Origin of the sequence: Pseudonocardia sp. EC080619-01 (assembly GCF_001420995.1) — a bacterium.
In the GTDB taxonomy this organism is placed as follows: Bacteria; Actinomycetota; Actinomycetes; order Mycobacteriales; family Pseudonocardiaceae; genus Pseudonocardia.
In genome coordinates, this window is sequence record NZ_CP012184.1 from 107,107 (window position 1) to 127,459 (window position 20,353).

19 protein-coding genes are annotated in these 20,353 nt (G+C 71.9%); 9 read left to right on the forward strand and 10 right to left on the reverse strand.

Annotation, left to right across the window (positions count from 1 at the left end):
* Positions 1–303 precede the first annotated feature (303 nt).
* Positions 304–1,482, forward strand: coding sequence for a sodium:calcium antiporter (locus AD017_RS00505; RefSeq protein ID WP_145982610.1), 1,179 nt, complete (start codon positions 304–306; stop codon positions 1,480–1,482).
* Between the two features lie 240 nt (positions 1,483–1,722).
* Positions 1,723–2,457 carry a class I SAM-dependent methyltransferase gene (locus AD017_RS00510; RefSeq protein ID WP_145984087.1) on the forward strand — a complete coding sequence of 245 codons (735 nt, stop codon included), beginning with the start codon at positions 1,723–1,725 and terminating at the stop codon, positions 2,455–2,457.
* Positions 2,458–2,548: 91 nt separating this feature from the next.
* On the opposite strand, the gene AD017_RS00515 is transcribed toward AD017_RS00510, so the two are convergent.
* From AD017_RS00515 to hxlA, 5 genes are all read right to left on the reverse strand, one after another.
* Positions 2,549–3,970: an ATP-dependent 6-phosphofructokinase gene (locus AD017_RS00515; RefSeq protein WP_060572207.1), complete on the reverse strand. Its 1,422-nt coding sequence runs from the start codon at positions 3,968–3,970 to the stop codon at positions 2,549–2,551.
* Between the two features lie 27 nt (positions 3,971–3,997).
* Entirely contained in the window at positions 3,998–4,939 is a 942-nt protein-coding gene (locus tag AD017_RS00520; RefSeq protein WP_060572209.1) for a fructose-bisphosphatase class II family protein, read from the reverse strand.
* 87 nt (positions 4,940–5,026) lie between these two features.
* Positions 5,027–5,614: a 6-phospho-3-hexuloisomerase gene (hxlB, locus tag AD017_RS00525; RefSeq protein ID WP_082398983.1), complete on the reverse strand. Its 588-nt coding sequence runs from the start codon at positions 5,612–5,614 to the stop codon at positions 5,027–5,029.
* 33 nt (positions 5,615–5,647) lie between these two features.
* Positions 5,648–7,753, reverse strand: a complete 2,106-nt coding sequence (gene tkt, locus AD017_RS00530) for a transketolase (RefSeq protein ID WP_082398984.1) — start codon at positions 7,751–7,753, stop codon at positions 5,648–5,650.
* Positions 7,754–7,788: 35 nt separating this feature from the next.
* On the reverse strand, positions 7,789–8,418 hold the full coding sequence (gene hxlA / locus AD017_RS00535) for a 3-hexulose-6-phosphate synthase (RefSeq protein WP_029239997.1): 630 nt from the start codon (positions 8,416–8,418) through the stop codon (positions 7,789–7,791).
* Between the two features lie 157 nt (positions 8,419–8,575).
* Here hxlA and rpe point away from each other — a divergent pair, with 157 nt between their 5' ends.
* Positions 8,576–9,268 (forward strand): ribulose-phosphate 3-epimerase, encoded by a 693-nt coding sequence (gene rpe / locus AD017_RS00540; RefSeq protein WP_029240035.1) that lies wholly within the window; start codon positions 8,576–8,578, stop codon positions 9,266–9,268.
* Here the strand turns inward: rpe and AD017_RS00545 are convergent, their stop codons facing one another.
* A complete protein-coding gene (locus AD017_RS00545) occupies positions 9,269–10,723 on the reverse strand; it encodes a DNA-binding protein (protein WP_029240036.1) in 1,455 nt (484 codons plus the stop codon).
* Positions 10,724–11,143: 420 nt separating this feature from the next.
* Between AD017_RS00545 and AD017_RS00550 the strand changes: the two genes are divergently transcribed.
* Positions 11,144–12,535, forward strand: coding sequence for a DNA-binding protein (locus tag AD017_RS00550; RefSeq protein ID WP_060572211.1), 1,392 nt, complete (start codon positions 11,144–11,146; stop codon positions 12,533–12,535).
* Positions 12,536–12,556: 21 nt separating this feature from the next.
* Here AD017_RS00550 and AD017_RS00555 read toward each other — a convergent pair whose 3' ends face one another.
* The 4 genes from AD017_RS00555 to katG all read right to left on the reverse strand — a co-directional run bounded on the left by AD017_RS00555 (position 12,557) and on the right by katG (position 17,508).
* On the reverse strand, positions 12,557–12,754 hold the full coding sequence (locus AD017_RS00555) for a hypothetical protein (RefSeq protein ID WP_060572213.1): 198 nt from the start codon (positions 12,752–12,754) through the stop codon (positions 12,557–12,559).
* Between the two features lie 108 nt (positions 12,755–12,862).
* Complete coding sequence (locus AD017_RS00560; RefSeq protein WP_010242303.1) at positions 12,863–14,545, reverse strand: PQQ-dependent dehydrogenase, methanol/ethanol family; 1,683 nt, start codon at positions 14,543–14,545, stop codon at positions 12,863–12,865.
* A 16-nt stretch (positions 14,546–14,561) separates the two neighbouring features.
* Positions 14,562–15,017 carry an MSMEG_3727 family PQQ-associated protein gene (locus AD017_RS00565; RefSeq protein WP_010242305.1) on the reverse strand — a complete coding sequence of 152 codons (456 nt, stop codon included), beginning with the start codon at positions 15,015–15,017 and terminating at the stop codon, positions 14,562–14,564.
* A gap of 289 nt (positions 15,018–15,306) precedes the next feature.
* On the reverse strand, positions 15,307–17,508 hold the full coding sequence (gene katG, locus AD017_RS00570; RefSeq protein ID WP_174521778.1) for a catalase/peroxidase HPI: 2,202 nt from the start codon (positions 17,506–17,508) through the stop codon (positions 15,307–15,309).
* Between the two features lie 546 nt (positions 17,509–18,054).
* Between katG and AD017_RS00575 the strand changes: the two genes are divergently transcribed.
* From AD017_RS00575 to AD017_RS00595, 5 genes are all read left to right on the forward strand, one after another.
* Positions 18,055–18,528: a ribose-5-phosphate isomerase gene (locus AD017_RS00575; protein WP_010242309.1), complete on the forward strand. Its 474-nt coding sequence runs from the start codon at positions 18,055–18,057 to the stop codon at positions 18,526–18,528.
* 97 nt (positions 18,529–18,625) lie between these two features.
* Positions 18,626–18,820 carry a hypothetical protein gene (locus AD017_RS00580; RefSeq protein ID WP_060572215.1) on the forward strand — a complete coding sequence of 65 codons (195 nt, stop codon included), beginning with the start codon at positions 18,626–18,628 and terminating at the stop codon, positions 18,818–18,820.
* Positions 18,821–18,831: 11 nt separating this feature from the next.
* Positions 18,832–18,975, forward strand: a complete 144-nt coding sequence (locus AD017_RS35090; RefSeq protein WP_168172295.1) for a hypothetical protein — start codon at positions 18,832–18,834, stop codon at positions 18,973–18,975.
* A gap of 554 nt (positions 18,976–19,529) precedes the next feature.
* Positions 19,530–20,045, forward strand: coding sequence for a 2-oxo-4-hydroxy-4-carboxy-5-ureidoimidazoline decarboxylase (uraD, locus tag AD017_RS00590; RefSeq protein ID WP_060572219.1), 516 nt, complete (start codon positions 19,530–19,532; stop codon positions 20,043–20,045).
* A complete protein-coding gene (locus AD017_RS00595) occupies positions 20,042–20,347 on the forward strand; it encodes a hydroxyisourate hydrolase (protein ID WP_010242315.1) in 306 nt (101 codons plus the stop codon). The genes uraD and AD017_RS00595 overlap by 4 nt, the downstream gene beginning before the upstream one ends.
* Positions 20,348–20,353: the final 6 nt, after the last annotated feature.

Genomic DNA, 20,353 nt, shown 5'->3' on the forward strand with positions numbered 1-20,353 from the left:
TCGGCCACCGGGTGGGCGCGCTCATCGCCGCCCACCCGGTCCGGCGGAGTGGATCCTTTCGGGACGTATCGATCCCGTTCCTGTCAACTCGCCTTTCGACCAGCTCCGCGAGATGTCGGGTGCGATCTACCATCCCGGCGGCGACGGATTCGGCGTCCTATGAGGATCTACGGTCTCCGTTCCGAGGAGTCTCCGCCGGTTCCCGGCTGCCGTCGAACGCGTGACAGGGAGCCCGGTCGCCGTTCGTCCATCGATTCTGGTCGCTGCACGGGCCGACGCCTGCTCGAGGAGGAGCACCGCACCATGGACGCGATAACGTCACTCATCGTCTTCGCCGCCGGTGCGGCGGTGCTCGTCTACAGCGCCGAAAAGCTGATCACCTATCTGGTCGGCGCCGCCCGCGGTCTCACGGTGTCGCTGTTCCTGCTGGCGATCCTGTTCACCGGTATCGAGTTCGACGACCTCGCGTTCGGCATCGTGCTGAACCTCGAGGGCCTGGAGGACGTCGCGGTCGGCGTCATCTTCGGGACCGTCATGTCGATGACCGGCCTGGTGCTGGGCCTCGCCGCGCTGATCGCGCCCTGCCGGGTGGAGATTCCCCGGGACTACATCGCGATCTTCGCGCTCGCCCCGCTGATCCTGGTCCCGGTCGCCCTGATCGGCGAGCTCGGGGTCGCGTCCGCGATCGTGCTCATCCTGCTGTTCGTGGCGTTCGTGGCCTACGTGGCCTACCGCGAGTACCAGCGGGCGATGCCGACGTTCCGCAGCTCCGAGGTGCTCGAGTCGCTCGACGGCGAGGAGACCCGCGCGGTCACCGGCCGGCGGGTCGCCGCCTCCGTCGGCGGTGGGACCGCGGGGGGCGGTCCCGGTGACGCGGGTGCGGGGGGTCTCTACGAGACCGGCGACCTCGCGGTCGCGACGGCGAACCGTCGTTCCGGCAGCACGCTGCTGCTCCTGGCGATACTGGCGCTGCTCGGTCTCGTCGTCGGTGCCTGGGCGATGTCGGAGGGCACCGAGGGGCTGCTGGAGAACTTCGCGATCAGCGGCACGGTCTTCGGTGCGACGATCGCGACCCTGGTTCTCTCCCTCGAGGACATCTTCCTGACCGTCGAACCGGCCCGGCGGGGTGCGCCCGCGATCGGGGTCGGGAACGTCGTCGGCAGCGTGGTGTTCTCGGTGACGGCCAAGCTCGGCATCGTCGTTCTGGCCGGCGGCACGATCGTCATCACCTCCGAGGTGTTCAGCTGGCATCTGCCGGCCTTGGTCGTGATCAACGGGTTCGCGGCGTACGCCCTGTTCACCGGCCGGTTGCGCCGATGGCACGGCGCCGCGCTGCTGGTCGGCTACATCGCCTACTGGGCCATCAGCTTCACCGTGTTCGGCCTGGTCCCGGTCGACGACGCCGGCGGCGACGACGACGACGCGGCGTCCCCTCCGGGGATCGAGGCCCCCGCCGTCCCGGGCGCACCGGACGACGACTGACGACGACCGGTCGCGCGTCGTCGTTCCTCGGCGACCGGTCCGGTCCGGGTCCGGGTCCGGGTCCGGTCCATGCCGCACAGGCCCCGCCGCATCCGCACCCTTCTGGTGCTCCCGCACGGTTCGTATCTCGTGCGGGAGCACCAGAACGTGTGCGGTCGTGGCGGGCATGGGTCAGATCGGGAGTGGGTCGGGCGCGCAGGCGCGGCCGAGGTGTCGGTGCCGTTCCCTATGGTCCGCCGCATGGACGAGCACGAGGCCGTGGAACGGACGCGCCGGGACTACGACGACGTCGCCGAGGCGTACGACGACATGGTGCGGCAGGGCGACGAGACCACCGACGCCCTCTCCGCAGCGATGATCGACGCCTTCGCCGGGCTCGCCCGTGGCGGCGGGCCGGACAGCGCCGGTGAGCCGGACCGTGCCGGTGGGCCGGACCATGCCGATCGACCGGACAACGCCGTGATCGACGCGGGGTGCGGCCCGGGACAGTGGACCGACCACCTGGACCGGAACGGCACCCGGGCCTACGGGGTCGATCTGTCACCCGCCATGGTCGCGATCGCCCGGCGATACCGCCCCGATCTCCGCTACGAGGTCGGTTCCATGCTCCGTCTCGACGCACCGGACCGTTCGGTCGCCGGCGTCCTGGCCCACTTCTCGCTCATCCACACCCCGCCGGACCTCCTCCCGGACGTCCTGGCCGAGTTCGCCCGGGTGATCAGGCCGGGAGGTCCCCTGCTCATCGGGGTGCAGATCACCGACACACCGGGCGCCGACGGCTGGGTCCCCTATGCCCACAAGGCCTCACCGGCGTTCCTGTGGAACCTCGACGCGCTCGACGAACGACTACGACCGCACGGCTTCGTCGAACTCGGACGCATGCGCATCGCCGCTCCGGCCCCGGCCAGGCCCCCGGCCGGCTACCTCCTGGCGCGCCACGGCGGCCGTCCGGCCCGGTCGACGCATGGTCGATGAGTCGCACCGGGGGACGAAGCAGCTTCCGCCGTGGTCGGAGAACCCGCCGCCGTGCTCCGGAGGGGGCGTCCGCGCCGGCGTGTGCGGTCGGTCAGCAGAAGCCCGCGGGGACCGTGTCGCGGGTGCGCACCGGGCCGAACTCGGCCGGCTGGCAGGTGGCCTCGAGCACCGACATCCACATGTCGCCGTCGGGGTCGATCTGGTTGCGGCGGCTGGTCATCAGCGGCAGCGGGACGTGGACGATGCGTCGCCGCCAGCGCGCGACGGCGGCCTCGGTACGCCCGGCCATGGCCGCGTGCACCGCGGCGTGGGCCAGGCGCAGGCAGTACACGCTGTCGTAGGCGTTCGCGGCGATGCTGCGGACCGCGTAGCTCGGGTCGATGTAGCGCATCGTGGGTGTGAGGCCGACCGCGCTCAGGTGGGCGGTGATGCGTTCCTTGAGCAGCTCACCGATGTTGCCGAGCTTGATGTTGCCCGACGCGTCGGTGCCGCGGCCGTTGTGCTGCGGCAGGCCTGCCCCGGAGAGGGATCCGAGCTCGACGGAGGACGGGCCGTGGTCATCGAGGAGGTCCTGGCCGGCCCCCTCGGCGAGGACGATCACCACGTGGCCCTTGGTGCGCACGTGCTGCTCGACGTGGGCGAGCAGGCCGGTCTCGCCCTCGAGTGCGAACCCGACCTCGGGGATCAGGACGATGTCCGCGGCGCTCGCGGCCAGCGCGGCGTAGGCGGCGATGAACCCCGAGTGGCGGCCCATCAGCTTCACCATCCCGACGCCGTTCGGGCTGGCGGCGGCCTCGACCGCGACCGCGGAGATGAACTCGGTGGCGCGCGCGAACGCGCTCTGGAACCCGAACGACTGGTCGGTGAAGGGCAGGTCGTTGTCGATGGTCTTCGGGACCCCGATGACCGCGATGTCGAGACCGCGCGCCCGGATCGCCTCGCTGAGGTAGGTCGCGGCGCGCATCCCGCCGTCGCCACCGATGACGAACAGGATGTCGACGCCGCGCAGGACGAGGCTGTCGACCATCTCGTCGGCGTCCTGCCCGCCGCGTGAGCTGCCCAGGATGGTGCCGCCGGCGTGGTGGATGTCGCGGACGCCGTCCACGGTCAGGTCGACGGTGTCGTCGCGGTGCTCGGCCGTCAGCCCACGGAGCCCGTTGCGGAAGCCCAGGATCCGTTTGACCTTGTAGTGCACGGCGAGTGCCTTGACCAGGCCGCGGATGACGTTGTTGAGCCCGGGGCACAGCCCCCCGCAGGTGACGACGCCCGCGGTCACCTCCGCGGGATCGAAGTAGATCTTGCGGCGCGGGCCGGCGGCTTCGAAGCTCGGTGCCTGGACGGACGGGAGGCCGTGCCCGGCCAGCATCGAGACGGTGTCCTCGAGCAGCACCCGGTCGCCTTCGGCCACGTAGTGCGGCGAGGTCTGCTTGGTGGGGAGCAGCTCGGACATCGGCGAGTCGTAGTGGCACTCGCCGAGGTCGCGGACACGGAGGTCGTCCAGGTGCAGGGTCACCGAATCTCCTTGGTCGTCCGGGTGGGGTCAGTCGAAGGTGGTGTGGGTGATGTGGCGGATCTGACCTCGGGAGATCAGCAGTGACTCGACCACGGTCGTGCCGTCGCGGATGTGCGGCCGGGCGAGCAGCGGCCCGCCGTTGACCCCGGAGGCGGCGAAGAAGGCCTCACCCGCCGCGAGCTCGGTACCGTCGTAGACGCGGTCGAGGGACATGCCCGCCGCGCGGATCGCGTCCGCCTCGTCGTCACGTTGCGGGGCCAGGCGGCCCAGCATGCCGCCGCCGAGCGCCCGGACCGCCGCGGCCGTCATGACCCCCTCCGGTGTGCCGCCGACCCCGAGGAGCAGGTCGAGGTCGTGGGTCGGCATCAGCACCGCCAGGGCACCGCCGACGTCGCCGCCCGCCGGTGTCTGGACCGCAGCGCCCGTCCGGAGCACGCGCTCGATCAGCTCCGTGTGCCGCGGCTTGTCCATGATGACGACCCGCAGGTCGGCGACGTCCTTCCCGAGTGCCGCGGCGACGTCGGCCACGGTCTGCTCGGGCGGGGCGTCGAGATCGACGACGTCCTTCGCGGCCGGGGGCACGACGATCTTGTCCATGTAGAAACCTGGCCCCGGCGACCAGAGCGTGCCGGTGTCGCCGAAGGCGATCGTGGCCAGCGAGCCGGGCAGGTCCCGCGCGCAGAACGAGGTCCCCTCGAGGGGATCGACGGCGATGTCGAAGTCCGGTCCGTGGCCGGTGCCGACCACCTCGCCGTTGAACAGCATCGGGGCGTCGTCCTTCTCCCCCTCCCCGATGACGACGGTCCCCCGGCCCGGTGCGGCGGCGAGGGCCGTGCGCATCGCCGTGGTCGCCGCCGCGTCGGCGGCCTTCTGGTCGTTGCGGCCGACCCAGGCGTAGCCGGCCACGGCGGCGCTGCGGGTGGCGGCCAGCGCCACCGCTTCCAACGTGCTGAGGTCAGCGGCCTGCATCACGGGCTCCTCGGGATTCGACGTGGGATTCGACGTGGGACTCGACGGAGGGGGCGACCTGGCGTCCGGACGGGCCCGGTGCGGCGCTCACTCGAGGTTCGCGTGCAGGCGCCACAGCTCGCGGGCCTGCGTGCCGCCGGTCTTCCAGAGCGTGTGGAACAGCGCGTCGGTGATCAGCAGCACGGACTGCTCGAACAGGCTCCCCGCGTACTGGACGGAGGTGGCGCCGTCGAAGTCCTGCTTGTCGGCGGCCGGGACGACGAGCACCTCGGTCGCGATCCCGGCCAGCGGCGAGTCGGCCGCCGTGGTCAGCGCGATCACCTCCGCGCCCTGGTCGCGCGCGGTCTGCGCGGCGCGCACCACGCGGGCGGTGGTGCCCGAGCCCGACGCCGCGACCAGGACGTCGCCCGAGCCGATCGCCGGGGCGGTCACCTCACCGACGACGTGGGTGGGGAGCCCGAGGTGCATGAACCGCATGGCGGCCATCTGCAGGGCGAGCCCGCTGCGCCCGGTCCCGAGGGTGAACACCTTCGGTGCCGTGAGCAGCAGTGCCCCGGCCCGTGTCCAGGTCTCGTACTGGACGCCTGCGGTCACCTTGTCGACCTCACCGACGACCGCGCGGGTGGCGTCGGAGAAATGACCGGGATCGAGCGCCGTAGGAATCGACTGAGTCAACGCAATTCTCCTTGTCGTGAGGACGGCGGCGGGTCACCGCCGCTGTAGGGACTCCACGCTGCGCCGGGCCGCGTCGACCACGGCGGCGGTGGTGATGCCGAACTCGGTGAACAGGGTCGTGAAGTCCGCCGAGGCACCGAAGTGCTCCAGCGAGACGATCTCGCCGGCGTCGCCGGCGAAGCGGTGCCAGGGCTGCGCGATGCCCGCCTCGACGACCACCCGGGCCCGGACCGCCGGCGGGAGGACATCGTCCCGGTAGGCGCGGTCCTGGCGGTCGAACCACTCCACGCACGGCATCGACACCACCCGGGTCGCGATGCCGTCGGACTCGAGGGCCGTCCGGGCCTCCACCGCCAGCTGGACCTCGGAGCCGGTGGCGATCAGCACCACGCGGGGAGGACCCGAGGAGGCGTCGGCGAGCACGTAGCCGCCGCGGGCGACCCCCTCGGCGGAGGTGCCCTGCAGGGTCGGGACGTTCTGGCGGGTGAGCGCCAGCCCGGCCGGGCCGCCGGTGTCCTCCAGCACGGCCTTCCAGGCGTGCGCGGTCTCGTTGGCGTCGGCCGGGCGCACCACGGACAGGCCGGGGATCGCGCGCAGCGACGCCAGCTGCTCGACGGGCTGGTGGGTCGGTCCGTCCTCGCCGAGGCCGATCGAGTCGTGTGTCCACACGTAGACGACGGGCAGCCGCATCAGCGCGGCCAGCCGCACCGCGGGCCGCATGTAGTCGCTGAAGATGAGGAAGGTGCCGCCGTAGGGCCGGGTGCCGCCGTGCAGCGCGATGCCGTTGAGGATCGAGCCCATCGCGTGCTCGCGGATGCCGAAGTGCAGCGTGCGACCGTAGGGCTGGGCGGTCCAGGTCCCGGTGGAGATCTCGGCGGGGCCGAAGGAGTCGGCGCCCTTGATCGTGGTGTTGTTGCTCTCCGCCAGGTCGGCCGACCCGCCCCACAGCTCGGGCAGGACCTCGCCGAGGGTGGCCAGCACCGCGGCCGATGCCTTGCGCGTGGCGACCGCTCCCCCGCCGGCCTCCCAGCTGGGCAGGTCGTCGGCCCACCCGGCCGGCAGCGCGCGGTCACCGAGGCGGTCCAGCAGCGCCTTGCGGCCCGGGTTGGCCTGCGCCCAGGCGTCGAACTCGAGCTGCCACTTCTCGTGGTCCACCCGGCCGCGCTCGGCGGCCGCGCGGGTGTGGCGCAGGACGTCGTCGTCGACCTGGAAGCTCGTCCCGGGGTCGAAGCCGACGGCGCGCTTGACCGCGGCGAGCTCCTCGGCGCCCAGCGCGGCGCCGTGCACCTTGCCGGTGTTCATCGTGGTCGGCGCCGGGTAACCGATCACGGTGCGCAGCACGATCAGCGTCGGGCGGGCGGTCTCGGCCCTGGCCTGCTCGACCGCCGCCAGGAACCCGGCGACGTCCTCGCCGCCGTCGACGGTGAGGACGTGCCAGCCGTAGGCCTCGTACCGCTGGGCGGTGTCCTCGGACAGGGCGATGCGTGTGTCGTCCTCGATGGAGATCTCGTTGCTGTCGTAGACCACCGTCAGGTTGCCCAGCTGCTGGGTTCCCGCCAGGGACGACGCCTCGGAGGTGACACCTTCCTCGATGTCGCCGTCGGAGGCGATGACGTAGACCTGGTGGTCGAAGACGCTCGTGCCCGGCTCGGCGTCCGGGTCGAACAGCCCCCGCTCACGACGGGCGGCCATCGCCATACCGACGGCGTTGGCCAGGCCCTGTCCGAGCGGGCCGGTGGTCGTCTCCACGCCTGCGGTGTGCCCGTACTCGGGGTGTCCCGGTGTCAGGGAACCCCACGTGCGCAGGGCCTTCAGGTCGTCGAGCTCCAGGCCGTAGCCGGCGAGGTAGAGCTGGATGTAGAGGGTGAGGCTGGAGTGCCCGGCCGACAGCACGAACCGGTCCCGCCCGAGCCACTGCGCGTCGCCGGGGTCGTGCCGCAGGACGCGCTGGAACAGCGCGTAGGCGACGGGGGCGAGGCTCATGGCGGTGCCGGGGTGTCCGCTGCCGCACTGCTCGACCGCGTCGGCGGCCAGCACGCGGGCGGTGTCGACCGCGCGCTGGTCCACATCGGACCAGTCCTCGGGGACCCGCCGGGTGGTCAGGCGGACGAGCTCGTCGGCGGAGTGGTGTGGTGACATGGACGGGGGCTCCCTGGGTTCGGCGGGTGGGTCGGTCAGCCGGTGGCGCGCTGCTTGAGCTCGGCCGCTGCCGCGCCCGGGTCGTCGGCGCCGTAGATCGCCCCGCCCGCGACGGCGACGACCGCGCCGGCCTCACGGACCGAGGCGATCGTGTCGGCCTTGACCCCACCGGCGATCGAGAACGCGACCCCGGCCTCCCGGCCGTCGTCGAGCAGCTGCGCGATCGAGTACCCCGGACGGGCCTGCTCGTCGAGACCGGCATGGATCTCCACGAACGCCACACCCAGCTTCGCGACCTCACGGATCCGGGCCACCCGCCCGTTGACCACACTGATCATGTCCGCCACGACCTGCTTGCCGTGCTTCTCCCCGGCCGCGACCGCACCACGCACGGTGTCGTCGTCGACCGCACCCATCACCGTCACCAGATCCGCACCCGCGGAGAACGCCAGCTCCGCCTCCAGCGCACCCGCATCCGCGGTCTTCAGGTCCGCGAACACCAGCTTGTCCGGGTGCGCCGCCTTGATCGCGGTCACCGCACCGATACCCGCCGACTTCACCAACGGCGTACCCAGCTCCAGAATGTCCACGTGCTCGGCCACCTGGTCCGCCAGCCTCAACGCCGAGGGAAGATCCAGAACATCCAACGCCACCTGCAGCTGCACGAGAGAACTCCCAACGTCACGACTCCGATGTATGTCCCCACCACCATCACCGCCACCACCGAAAACCGGCAACGCCGCAGCACATGCGAAAAACCAATCCCCCGATACACCTTCCACATAACCGTCCGCCGGTCCCTGCTGACCTAGGCTCGAGGCCGTGTCGAATCAGCCGTTGATTGCGCCGTCCATTCTTTCTGCCGACTTCGCCCGGCTCGCCGACGAAGTGGCCGCGGTGCGCGGCGAGCCGGGACGCGGTGCGGACTGGCTGCACGTGGACGTCATGGACGCGCACTTCGTGCCGAACCTGACCCTTGGCCTACCGGTCGTGACGTCGCTGCTGGCCAGCACCGACCTGCCGATGGACTGCCACCTCATGATCGAGAACCCGGATCACTGGGCGATCGGCTACGCCGAGGCGGGCGCCCACAACGTCACGGTGCACGTCGAGGCCGCCGAGGATCCGGTGATGCTCGCGAAGGACCTGCGCGCCGCGGGGGCGAAGGCGGGCCTGGCGATCAAGCCGGGCACACCGCTGGAGCCCTACTTCGGGGTGCTCCGGCACTACGACACGCTGCTCGTGATGTCGGTGGAGCCCGGCTTCGGGGGCCAGACGTTCATCGCCGAGGTACTCGACAAGGTCCGCACGGCGCGGACGCTGGTCGACACCGGCCACCTGAACCTGATGGTGGAGATCGACGGCGGCATCAACGCCGAGACGATCGGAGCGGCGGCCGAGGCCGGCGTCGACTGCTTCGTCGCCGGCTCGGCCGTCTACGCGGCCACCGATCCCGCGCTGGCGGTCGAGGCGCTGCGCAGCAGGGCCCGGGACGCCGCCGGGCGGGCCGGCTGATCAGATCCCGAGCATGCGTCGCAGCTCCGGGGCGTGACGCCGGGAGACGGGAACGAGCTCCTGGGACCCGCGGGAGTCCATGATCAGCACCAGTTCCCCCTTGATGCCCCGCTCGATCTCCGCCACCCGGCGCAGGTTGACCAGATAGCTCCGGTGCACCCGGCGGATCCCGTAGGGCGCCAGCGACCGCTCGACGTTGTCCAGGCCACGGGTCGACGCCTGGATCCGGCCCCGCTCGGTGACCAGCCAGACGACGTTGCGGTCGGCCTCGGCGTAACGGATCTCCGAGGGCGCCAGCAAGACGAGCCGGTCGTTGCGCATCCCGATGATGCACCGGGGCAGCTGGCCGGCCGCGGCGTCGTCGTTCTGCTCGTAGGACTCGCCCTCCTGCACCCCGAACTCGCACAGCATGCCCACCACGTGGTTGGCGTCGACGACCGAGTGCATGGTCAGCGGCACGGCCTCCTCGCCGGGACAGACCGGCAGCCGCGCGTAGCCGCTCCACTCCGCGTTGCCGTGCGCCCGCTCGGTCGCCCACCGCACCACGTCGGGCAGCCCGAGGATGTCCGGGCTCCAGCGGTCCGCCGGCTCGGTACCGCCCGCCACGATGGGGGTGTCGCCGGCCAGCCCGAGCAGGGCGACGGCCGCGTCGTTGGCGGCGATGACGTTCCCACCACGGTCGATCGCCATGGACGCGCCACGCGACTGCGCGTACCGCCTGCTGAACGCGGTGACGACCGTGTCGGCCTCGTAGATCGCACGCCGGTAGATCTCCTGCTCGACGCACGCCACGGCCTTGGTCAGCCACGGCGGCACGAGCTTGGGCAGCGACGCGTTCCACCGCGAGATGTTGATCGACGCGACCGGCGCGCCGGTCACCACGTCACGCACGGAGATGCCCGCGCACGCCCACTGGTGGAACGCCTGGCACCAGTGTTCGGGCCCGGTCACGGTCACCGGGCCGGACAGCTCGAGGGCCGTGCCCATCCCGTTCGTCCCGGTGCACTGCTCCGACCACGACGACCACGGCGCGAGATTGTGCAGTTCGGCGCGTCGCTGGGCGGACGGGTCGCCCCAGGCTCCGAGGACGCGCCCCACACCGTCCGTCACGGTGACCACGGCGCCGTCGCGTTCGACCTCCTTGCCGGCCAGTGCACCGACACCGCCGAGCGCGGTGAAGACCACGCCGTTGTCGACCCCCTGGGCCTCGTCGGCCCGGGCCCCCGGCGCGACGTCCAGCGTGCGGTCGACGTCGTAACGGTCCCGGCACCGGTACCACGAGGCCAGGATCTCGGGGCGCACCCCGGTCTCGATGTCGTCGCCCGCGGCGAAGTCCTCCCACGCGCGAGCCACTTCCCTGGCCGAGGAGGTGGCCACCAGGGAGCGGTCGGGACCGCGGTCACCCCCGACGGGACGGCTCGGTGCGATCACCAGCGGCGGCACTCTCCCGACCATGTGCGACCTCCTCGTCGCCCGGCGCACCGGGGATCCTGGGATCCACCGGGCGCTGACAGAAAGAGAAAAATATCGCGTTGCACCCGGCAATTGCAACACCTGTTACCGCTGCATCCCGACATCGCGGGTGAACTGACCTTTCGGAGAGGGTCACGGCAGAACCGACCGATCGGAGAGGTGCCCGCGGAAATACCCACACATCCGGCGAGGTGTGCGACATGCGCGTCCGGAGCCGGATCCCGCCGCTACTCGTGGCCGATTTCCTGCGATCGATCACCGATTCACCACCGTTCGTCACGTGCCGGCCCGCGCCGGTTGCCCTCGATTCGCGACGGCGGTTAGCGTGCCCGCCAGCCCTGAGCCCACGTCGTGACGACCACGTCGTCGTGTCCCGGCCCGACGGACCGGAGGCGGTCTCCCATGGCACAGCCACGACGGCTCCCGCCCGGCTCCCGCAGCCGTGCGGCGACGACGCAGCAGGCGTGGGAGCGGTTCGCCGGCGGCGAGGACGACCTCAGCGGCGTGCGGCCCGAGATCGCGATCTCCTGGCACCGGTGCCGGGACCAGTACCGGGTCGACCCCGGCCTCACCAGGGCTCCCGCGGCGGTCGCCGAGGTCGACCACGGACTCGAGCACGACGTCGTGATCGCCGAGCTCGGCTTCCGCGCCGCCGCGATGGCGCACGAGGTCGGCACCGTCGGCGGCATCGTGACCATCACCGACGCCACCGGCCGGGTCCTGGCCCAGTGGGGCGACGAGAGCACGCGCGCCGTCGCCGCCGACGCCAACCTGGCGCGCTGGTCCTGCTGGTCGGAGAGCGCCACGGGGACCAACGGCATGGGTACCGCGCTGATGTCGTACACCCCCGTGGTGATCCGGGGCGCCGAGCACTGGTGCCGGGCCTTCCACGACTGGACGTGCGCCGCTGTGGCGGTCCGGGACGCCGTGACCAGGAGACCGGTCGCGGTGCTCAACGTCTCCTGCTGGCGCAGCGAGGTCCCCGCGACCGTGTCCTCCTGGCTGGGCAACGCCGCCACGATGACCCAGCGCATCCTGCGCCGGCGCGCCGAGGACGACGGCGGCGAGCTGGTCGCCGCGTTCAACCACGTCAGATCGGGCACGAGCGCGCCGCTCGCGGCCGTGGACCCCGCGGGCCGGGTGGTCCTGGCCGACGACACCGCGGCCGTCCTCCTGGGCATCCCGGGCTCCACGCCCGCGCCCGATCCCGCGGTGCGCTGGAAACCGGAGCTCCCCGAGTTCATCCAGGCCGCCGTCTACGCCGCCGAGCGGGCGGCCTCGAATCCGGACTGGGCCGGCTCGACGCAGATCTACACCCGGCTCACCGACGAACCGACGTCGATCAGTTTCCGGCCGGTGCTGCGGTCGGGACACCTGGTCGGCACCGTCGTCTCGTTCGGCGTGTCGGACGGGGACCCGCTGCCCCGCGCGGGAGCGGACCCGTCGACCCGCGACCGGCCGCGCCGGATGGTCGCGACGCGCGACAACCGTCTGGTCCTGCTCGGGCTCGCGGAGGTGGCCTTCGCGCAGTCGGACGGCAACGACGTGTGGCTGTGCACCGACGACGGGCCGGTGCGCTCGGCCTCGCCGGGCCTCGACCGGCTCGAGGCCGAGCTGACCGGTGGCGGATTCCTGCGTGTGCACCGCCAGTACGTCGTGAACCTCGGCCGGGTCCGGGAGGTGGAGCGCCGTGACCGGGGCGAGCTGCTCCTGGTCATGGACGACCCGGCCGGGACGATGGTGCCGGTGTCGCGGCGGAACGCGCCGACGGTGCGGCGGGCCCTGGAGATCTGACCCGTCGCACCGCTGGGTCGTTCAGCCGCGGTACCTGTGCACGTCGCAGACGCAGTACATGAGACGACAGCTGAAGCATCCGGGCTTGTCGACGCACGTGATGCACGGCCCGCAGTGCACCGGCTCGGTGTGCAGCGCGACCTCGTCCGGCCCGAAGCGCTGCCCGCAGGACGAGCACGGCAGGTGCTCGTACCGGCTGTCCGCTGAGGAGTGGGTCATCCGCGTCCCCGCTGTTCGTCGTCGGCCGCCGGCACACCGCACCGGTGGCCGGGCCGTTCGGTGGAACGGCCCGGCCACCGGTCGGTGTGGGTCAGCGGAGCATGTCCGTCAGAGGGAGAACACGATCAGCGCGGCACCGTGTCCCTGCCCGGACATGCCGGGGACGATGCCCTCCAGCCAGCCACCCCAGCCGACCGGCACGGCGATGTACTGCTTGCCGTCGACGGTGTACGTGCTCGGGCTGCTGTGGTGGCCGCTGCCGCACTGGAAGCTCCACAGCTTCTCGCCCGTCTCCGCGTGGAGCGCCAGGAACTCGCCCGTCGGGGTGCCGGCGAGCACCAGGTTCCCCGCCGTGCTCAGCGTGGAGGCGGCCATCGGCATGCCGTCGAGCCGGTAGCGCCACTTCTCCTCACCGTGGGAGTCGAAGGCGCTGACCGATCCGGCCATGTTGTCGACGTCGACCTCGACGGCGGCACCCCAGTAGGGCATGCCCTCCTTGAACTCGCGGCGCCGGCGGGTGGCCGTGGCGCCCACGTCCGCCACCGGGACGTAGAACAGGTCGTGCTCGGGGTTGTAGGAGGCGTGGGTCCATTCCTTCGCGCCGGCGGGACCGGGGAAGAAGTGGCAGGGCTCGCCCTCCTTGTCCGGGTACTTGCGCGGCATGAACTTGCCGTCGCGCGTGATGACCCCCCAGTCGATCCGGTCGACGAACGGCGTGACGTGCTGCAGCTCGCCGTTGGTGCGGTCCAGGACGAACATGTACCCGTTCTTGTCGAAGTGGGCCAGCAGCTTCTTGCCGTCCCGCTCGAACAGGGTCATCTCCATCGTGGAGTCGTAGTCCCACAGGTCGTGCGGGGTGAACTGGTAGTGCCACCGGATCTCGCCCGTGTCCACGTCCAGGGCGACCACGCTGTCGGTGTAGAGGTTGTCCCCCTCGCGGACCCCGCCGTCGAAGTCGGGGGCGGGGTTCCCGGTGCCGGCGTAGTAGAGGTTCAGCTCCGGGTCGTAGGTGCCGGTGACCCAGTGGTTCCCGCCGCCGCGCTGCCAGGCCTCACCGTCGGCCGGCCAGGTCTCCGAGCCGGGCTCGCCGGGCTTGGGCACGGTGTAGGTGCGCCAGCGCTGCTCACCGGTCTCCAGGTCCCAGGCGTCGATGTGGCCGCGGACGCCGTACTCGCCACCGGCGGAACCGGTGATGAGCATGTCCTTGATGACGAGCGGAGCGATCGAGGCGCTCTCGCCCGCCCGCACGTCGCCGATGGTCTTCTGCCAGACCTTCTGGCCGTTGGTGGCGTCGAGCGCGACCAGCTGCGCGTTCTGGGTGACCATGTAGACCTTGCCCTTGGCCACCGCACAACCGCGGTTGACGTTGGCGCAGCACAGCGTCACGTCGATCGGGATGCCGTGCTTGTAGCGCCACAGCTGCTCGCCGGTCTTCGCGTCGAGCGCCCAGAGCCAGCCGTCCCAGCCGGTGACGAACATGATGCCGTCGACGACGATCGGGCAGGCCTCGAACGCGTACGTCGAGGTCGAGGCGATCATCCCGGTCGCGCTGGCCTGGAAGATCCAGGCGACCTTCAGGTCCTTGGCGTTGCCGGCGTTGATCTGGTCGAGCAGGCTGTGGCGCTTGCCGTCGTAGTCGCCGTAGTAGGTGATCCAGTTGTGGGACTCGCTGCGCGCCTGCAGGATCCGCTCGTAGTCGATGTCGCGGGTCACGTCCGGCGCGCTGTGGGGCAGGTTGGAGAGCCGGTTGTGGTTGAACGCCTTGCCGGCGTCGACGTACTCGATGGTCATGGTGATCGCTGCCCTTCTACGGCCGCGGCTGGGCGGGTCGGTCGAGCTTGGCCTCCGGCGGCACCTCACCGGACACGACGATGGCGGCGGTCAGGCCCCGGCCCTCGTCGTTGCCGGCGGGCGAGCCGTACCAGTAGCAGCCGGGACCGTCGAGCTCGAGGGTCGCGCTGCCCTTGGAGTGGTTCACCAGGGAGATGAACTGCCTGTCACCGTTGCTGGGCAGCAGGCAGGCGTGGGTGTTCTTGTCATCGTTGATGATCGTCAGCTCGAGCGTGCCGCCGTGCGGCATGATCAGGACCGCCGGTTCCCACACCATCGCGTCCTCCGGGATCCTGATGGTCGCCTCCATCGTCCCGTCGGCACGCTCGGTCGCCTTGGCGATCTCGCCGGTGCCGAGCACAGCACCGATGGTCGCCTTGTTCTGTCCGCCGAGCTCGGCCAGCAGGTCTTCCCGCTCCTGGGCGATCGTCATCGGACTCCACCTCCTCGTCATCGAGAAATGAGCACATCGACTGGTGTCGCGGAATTGATTGCGCGCGAGCGCTACGCCACGTTCCAGAGTGATGTGGCACGCCGGTCACAGGCGCGGATTCTCGTCTTCCCCGCGGAGCCTGTGACTGATTCGAACTCTACCCCGGAACGCACTGTTCCGGAATATCTCACCGAAATCCGGGCCCGATCCACCGTTCACCCGGAATGACATACCGTTCGTACCGGCCACGTCGCCGGAACACGCACACCCCTTTCGGTCGCACCAGTGGTCAGTCCGGATCGAACCGGTCGAGTTCCATCACCTTCACCCATGCCGCGACGAATTCCCGGACGAACATGGCGCCCGCGTCGTCGCCGGCATAGACCTCCGAGAGCGCGCGCAACTCGGAACTCGAGCCGAAGACGAGGTCGACGCGGCTCGCGGTCCACCGCACCGCACCGGTGCACCGGTCGCGGCCCTCGTAGACCGTCGGGTGGGCCTCCCCGTGCGGGACCGGCACCCACTCCGTCCCCCCGTCCAGCAGGTGGACGAAGAAGTCGTTCGTCAGCACCCCCGGCGTCGGGGTCAGCACGCCCACCGGGGAACCCCGGTGGGTGGCTCCGAGCACCCGCAGACCGCCGACGAGCACCGTCATCTCGGGCGCGGTCAGTGTCAGCAGGCCGGCCCGGTCCACCAGCAGGTGCTCCGGCGGCACGCCGGCGTCCTCGCCCGGGTGGTTCCGGAAGCCGTCCGCCCGGGGCCGCAGCACACGGAACGACTCGACGTCGGTCCACTCCTGGGTCGCGTCGGTGCGTCCCGGGCGGAACGGCACGGCGATCTCGTGACCACCGGCCGCGGCGGCCCGTTCGACCGCCGCACATCCACCGAGCACGATCAGGTCGGCCATCGAGATCCGCGTGCCCGTGGTCTGCGAGGCGTGGAACCGCTCCTGGACGGCGTCGAGCGCGGACAGGACGACAGCCAGCTGTGCGGGGTCGTTGACCTCCCAGCCGCACTGGGGCTCGAGGCGGATCCGCGCCCCGTTCGCGCCGCCGCGCTTGTCGCTGTCGCGGTAGGTCGACGCCGACGCCCACGCCGTGGCGACGAGCTGGGCCACCGTCAGGCCGGAGGCGAGGATGTCGGCCTTGAGGGCGGCGATGTCGCCGGCGTCGACCAGGTCGTGGTCGACCTCCGGGACCGGGTCCTGCCAGATCAGCGGTTCGGCCGGGACGAGCGCGCCCAGGTACCGGCCGACCGGGCCCATGTCGATGTGGGTCAGCTTGAACCATGCCCGGGCGAACGCGTCCTCGAACCGGTCCGGCTCCTCCAGGAACCGCCGGGAGATCGCCTCGAACGCCGGGTCCTCCCGGAGCGCGAGATCCGTGGTCAGCATGACCGGCCGGTGCGTGACGTCCGGGTCGACGGCGTCCGGCACGGTGCCCTCGCCGGCACCGTCGCTCGGGACCCACTGCCACTGGCCCGCCGGGCTGAGCTCGATGTCCCACCCGGACATGAACAGCGTGTCGAAGAAGGTGTGGTCCCACGTGACCGGCGTGCGCGTCCACGTGCCGTCCTGCCCGCTGGTGACCGTGTCCGCCCCGGCTCCGGTGCCGTGCCCGCCGAGCCAGCCCAGGCCCTGCGCGGACAGCGGCGCGGCCTGCGGCTCGGGTCCCCCGGTCACGTTCGGGTCCACCGGGCCGTGGGTCTTCCCGACGGTGTGCCCGCCCGCGATGAGCGCCACGGTCTCCTCGTCGTCGAGCCCCATCCGGCGGAAGGTCTGGCGGATGTCGCGGGCGGCGAGCACCGGGTCGGGGTTGGTGGCCGGACCCTGCGGATCGACGTAGACGAGCCCCATCGCGCTGGCCGCCAGCGGCTCGTCGAGCTCGTGCAGCCCGCGGTAGCGCTCCTCGGCCAGCCACGTGCGTTCCGGCCCCCAGTACGTCTCGTCGGGCCCCCACACCTCCGGACGACCGCCGCCGAACCCGAAGGTCGTGAAGCCCATCGACTCCAGCGCCCGGTTGCCCGCGAAGATCATCAGGTCGGCCCAGGAGATCCGGCGCCCGTACTTCTGCTTCACCGGCCACAGCAGCCGGCGCGCCTTGTCCAGGTTGCGGTTGTCCGGCCAGCTGTCGAGCGGGGCGAAGCGCAGCATCCCGGCACCGGCACCGCCCCTGCCGTCACCGGTGCGGTAGGTGCCTGCGGAGTGCCAGGCCATGCGCAGCACCAGCGGCCCGTAGTGTCCGAAGTCGGCGGGCCACCAGTCCTGCGACGTCGTCAGCACCTCGTCGATGTCGCGGGCCAGCTCGTCGAGATCGATCGAGGTGAACCGTTCGGCATAGCCGGCGTCCGCGGGCCGGTGCCTGCGCAACGGCGTGAGGTCGAGCCGGTGTGGCCACCATCCGCCGGCACGGCCGCTCCCCGCCTGCTCACGGGCGCTGTCCATGATCCGGTCGTAGGTGCGATAGACGTGTGTGTCGGGATGCTCGGGCATCGTCGTCCTCCCCCGATCGGCCGGCGACGACGGTGTCGCGATTCGGCCACGTCGCGTGCCCGGCCACCCTGGACCGTTCGACACCACCGGGGAGCCGACGCGAGGCGGGTGCCTCGCGTCGACCCGGTGGAGCAGAACGAGCCCCGTGCCCCTCAGCCCCGGTGGAAGTACCCGGTGACCTCAGCGCACACCTCGACGACCGTGTACTGCGGAGTTTCCCACTGCATTTTCTTCCTCCTCGCTGTCGTGAGCCGCGCTTTCTTCGAGGAATACACCACGATTTTCCGCGGTCCCGAACGACCTTCGTCGACCGCGCGGATCCGTCGCAACCGCCCTCGAACAAGTAGTCGGCAATCGGTGCCGAACGGCGGCCCGGGGCCCACGAGTGGAGGGCATGCGGGCACCGGCGGCCCGCGGGCCGAACCGGAGTCGGGCACCGGTCCGCCACCCGGGTGACGCCGTTCACCGCGAGCCATCAGGAACGCCGACCACGGCCATAACGGCTTTCGATGCCGGGCCGGCCGGATCCGCTCCTAGACTGCCGGTGTGCGCATCTACCTCGGCTCCGACCACGCGGGCTTCGAACTGAAGGCCCATTTCGCCGGGCGCCTGGCCGGCCTCGGCCACGACGTGATCGACGTCGGCCCCCGTGCGTACGACGCGGACGACGACTACCCGCCGTTCTGTGTCGAGGCGGCGCGGCGGGTCGTCGCCGACGAGGGCAGTCTCGGTCTGGTCATCGGCGGGTCCGGCAACGGGGAGCAGATCGCCGCGAACATGGTCCCGGGCGCCCGCGCCGCGCTGGCGTGGAGCGTCGACACCGCCCGGCTCGCCCGCCGGCACAACGACGCGCGGCTCGCCGGGATCGGCGCCCGGATGCACCCGGTCGAGGAGGCCGAGGCCATCGTGGACGCCTTCCTCACCACGGAGTTCGAGGGCGGCCGCCACCAGCGCCGGATCGACCTGCTCGCGGAGTACGAGCGCACCGGCGAGCCGCCTGCGCTGCCGGCCGGCCACTGAACCCACGGGACGCGCTGCGCCCGCACGCGGCGCGTCGGGGTCAGGGTGCCGGGTGCTCCCACATGGTCGCCCGGAACAGGTCCCAGAAGCCGAGCCGGTGGTAGACGGGCCGGCCGTCGTCGCTGGAGAGCAGCAGCGCGGGCAGGTCCGGCGCGACCGCACACGCCGCCGCCGTGACGGCGCGGCCGTGGCCGCGGCCGCGGTGCTCGGCAGGGTCGTGACCCAGTCGATCTCGACGACGTCGTGGTGCACGGCGGAGCCTGCCGTCGCGACCGGCCGGCCGTCGGCGTAGCCGACGACGAGGTGCAGCAGCCCGCCGGTCAGGCGTGGATCGGCCGCCGCCGGGCGGCCCAGGTCGGCGAGCCCGTAGCCGTCGACGAGGACGTCCTCGAAGTCGCCGGGGTCGGCGTCGGGCACCACCCGGATCTCCAGCCCGGCCGGGGGTGACGGGAGCGGGGCCGGCGGGCGCAGCATCAGCGGCGGGTGGCCGACCGGGTCGAGCCCGTGCCCCGGGTCCCCGGGCAGGGGGAACAGCGACAGCAGCACCCACCAGCGTTCCGGCGGGAAGAAGCCGCACGCCTCGTCCAGCACACGGTCCAGCCCGGACGGGTCCGGCGGCCGGGTCAGGACGACGGCGTTGTCGTACCCGAACGGCGACCCCAGATCGGCGAGCACCGCGCCGTCGGTCCGGCGGAACCGCTCGCCGGTCCGGTCGGCCATCGCGACGATCCGGTCGGCGTAGGCGTGCACGAACCGGCGGGCGAGACTGTCCCCGACGGGCACGGCGTCGTCCCAGCCGGTGGTGAGCGCGACCTCGGTGTCCATGGCGGGTGATGGTCCGCCGGTGGCGCCGCGCCCGGCAGGGCTGTTCGGCGGAGCGGACCCGGGGCGTTCCAGGAGTGACCCTTGACACGCTTCGCCGCGGAACGAACACTGATCCCAGTTCGGAATCACGATTCCATCATGCGGAATCTCCCGCACGGAAGCACGGAAGCAGGGCCATGCCGGACCTTCTCACCCTCGACCGACTCAACACCGCGCCGCCGGACGAGCTCGCCGCCGTCCTCCGCGCCTGCAACACCTCCCCCGCGTGGGCCGGGCGGTTGCTGGCCGGGCGGCCGTTCGCCGGCGTCGACGACGCCGTCGCCGCCGCCGGGAAGGCGGTCCTCGCGCTCGACGCCGCCGAGATCGACGCCGCGCTCGCCGGGCACCCCCGCATCGGGGAACGCCCGGGCGGCGCGCACGCCGACGGCGCCGCGTTCTCCCGGCGGGAGCAGTCCGGCATCGGCTCCGGCTCCGGCGGGGACGCCGCCACGCGGCTGGCCGCCGGGAACGCCGCCTACGAGGACCGGTTCGGTCACGTGTTCCTGATCCGGGCCGCGGGCCGCGACGCCGGGGAGGTCCTGGCCGAGCTCGAACGGCGCCTCGGCAACGACCCGGCGACCGAGCGGACCGAGGCGGCCGGGCAGCTCGCCGAGATCACCGAGCTGCGGATGCGGCAGGTGCTGGCCGGATGAGCAGCTTCTCCACCCACGTCCTCGACGCCGCGCGCGGGGTGCCCGCCACCGGCGTCCCGGTGGTGCTGTCCCGGGCCGACGGCACGGTCCTCGCCTCCGGCCGGACCGACGACGACGGCCGCTGGCGCGCCCCGGAGACCGCCGCGCTGACCGCGGGCGAGCTCCACCGCATCACCTTCGAGGCACCGAGCCCCTTCTTCCCCGAGGTGTCGATCGCGTTCCGCCCGGAGCGCACCGACCGGCACCACCACGTCCCGCTCCTCCTGTCGCCGTACTCCTACTCCACCTATCTCGGGAGCTGATCCACG

What these genes read in the sequence shown, in the direction of transcription:
- AD017_RS00595 (WP_010242315.1), top strand. Translation starts at nt 20,042, where the DNA reads ATGAGCAGCTTCTCCACCCACGTCCTCGACGCCGCGCGCGGGGTGCCC.
- katG (WP_174521778.1), bottom strand. Translation starts at nt 17,508, where the DNA reads ATGCCCGAGCATCCCGACACACACGTCTATCGCACCTACGACCGGATC.
- AD017_RS00510 (WP_145984087.1), top strand. Translation starts at nt 1,723, where the DNA reads ATGGACGAGCACGAGGCCGTGGAACGGACGCGCCGGGACTACGACGAC.
- AD017_RS00555 (WP_060572213.1), bottom strand. Translation starts at nt 12,754, where the DNA reads ATGACCCACTCCTCAGCGGACAGCCGGTACGAGCACCTGCCGTGCTCG.
- AD017_RS00560 (WP_010242303.1), bottom strand. Translation starts at nt 14,545, where the DNA reads ATGACCATCGAGTACGTCGACGCCGGCAAGGCGTTCAACCACAACCGG.
- tkt (WP_082398984.1), bottom strand. Translation starts at nt 7,753, where the DNA reads ATGTCACCACACCACTCCGCCGACGAGCTCGTCCGCCTGACCACCCGG.
- AD017_RS00520 (WP_060572209.1), bottom strand. Translation starts at nt 4,939, where the DNA reads ATGCAGGCCGCTGACCTCAGCACGTTGGAAGCGGTGGCGCTGGCCGCC.
- AD017_RS00505 (WP_145982610.1), top strand. Translation starts at nt 304, where the DNA reads ATGGACGCGATAACGTCACTCATCGTCTTCGCCGCCGGTGCGGCGGTG.
- AD017_RS00565 (WP_010242305.1), bottom strand. Translation starts at nt 15,017, where the DNA reads ATGACGATCGCCCAGGAGCGGGAAGACCTGCTGGCCGAGCTCGGCGGA.
- AD017_RS00545 (WP_029240036.1), bottom strand. Translation starts at nt 10,723, where the DNA reads ATGGTCGGGAGAGTGCCGCCGCTGGTGATCGCACCGAGCCGTCCCGTC.
- AD017_RS00550 (WP_060572211.1), top strand. Translation starts at nt 11,144, where the DNA reads ATGGCACAGCCACGACGGCTCCCGCCCGGCTCCCGCAGCCGTGCGGCG.
- uraD (WP_060572219.1), top strand. Translation starts at nt 19,530, where the DNA reads ATGCCGGACCTTCTCACCCTCGACCGACTCAACACCGCGCCGCCGGAC.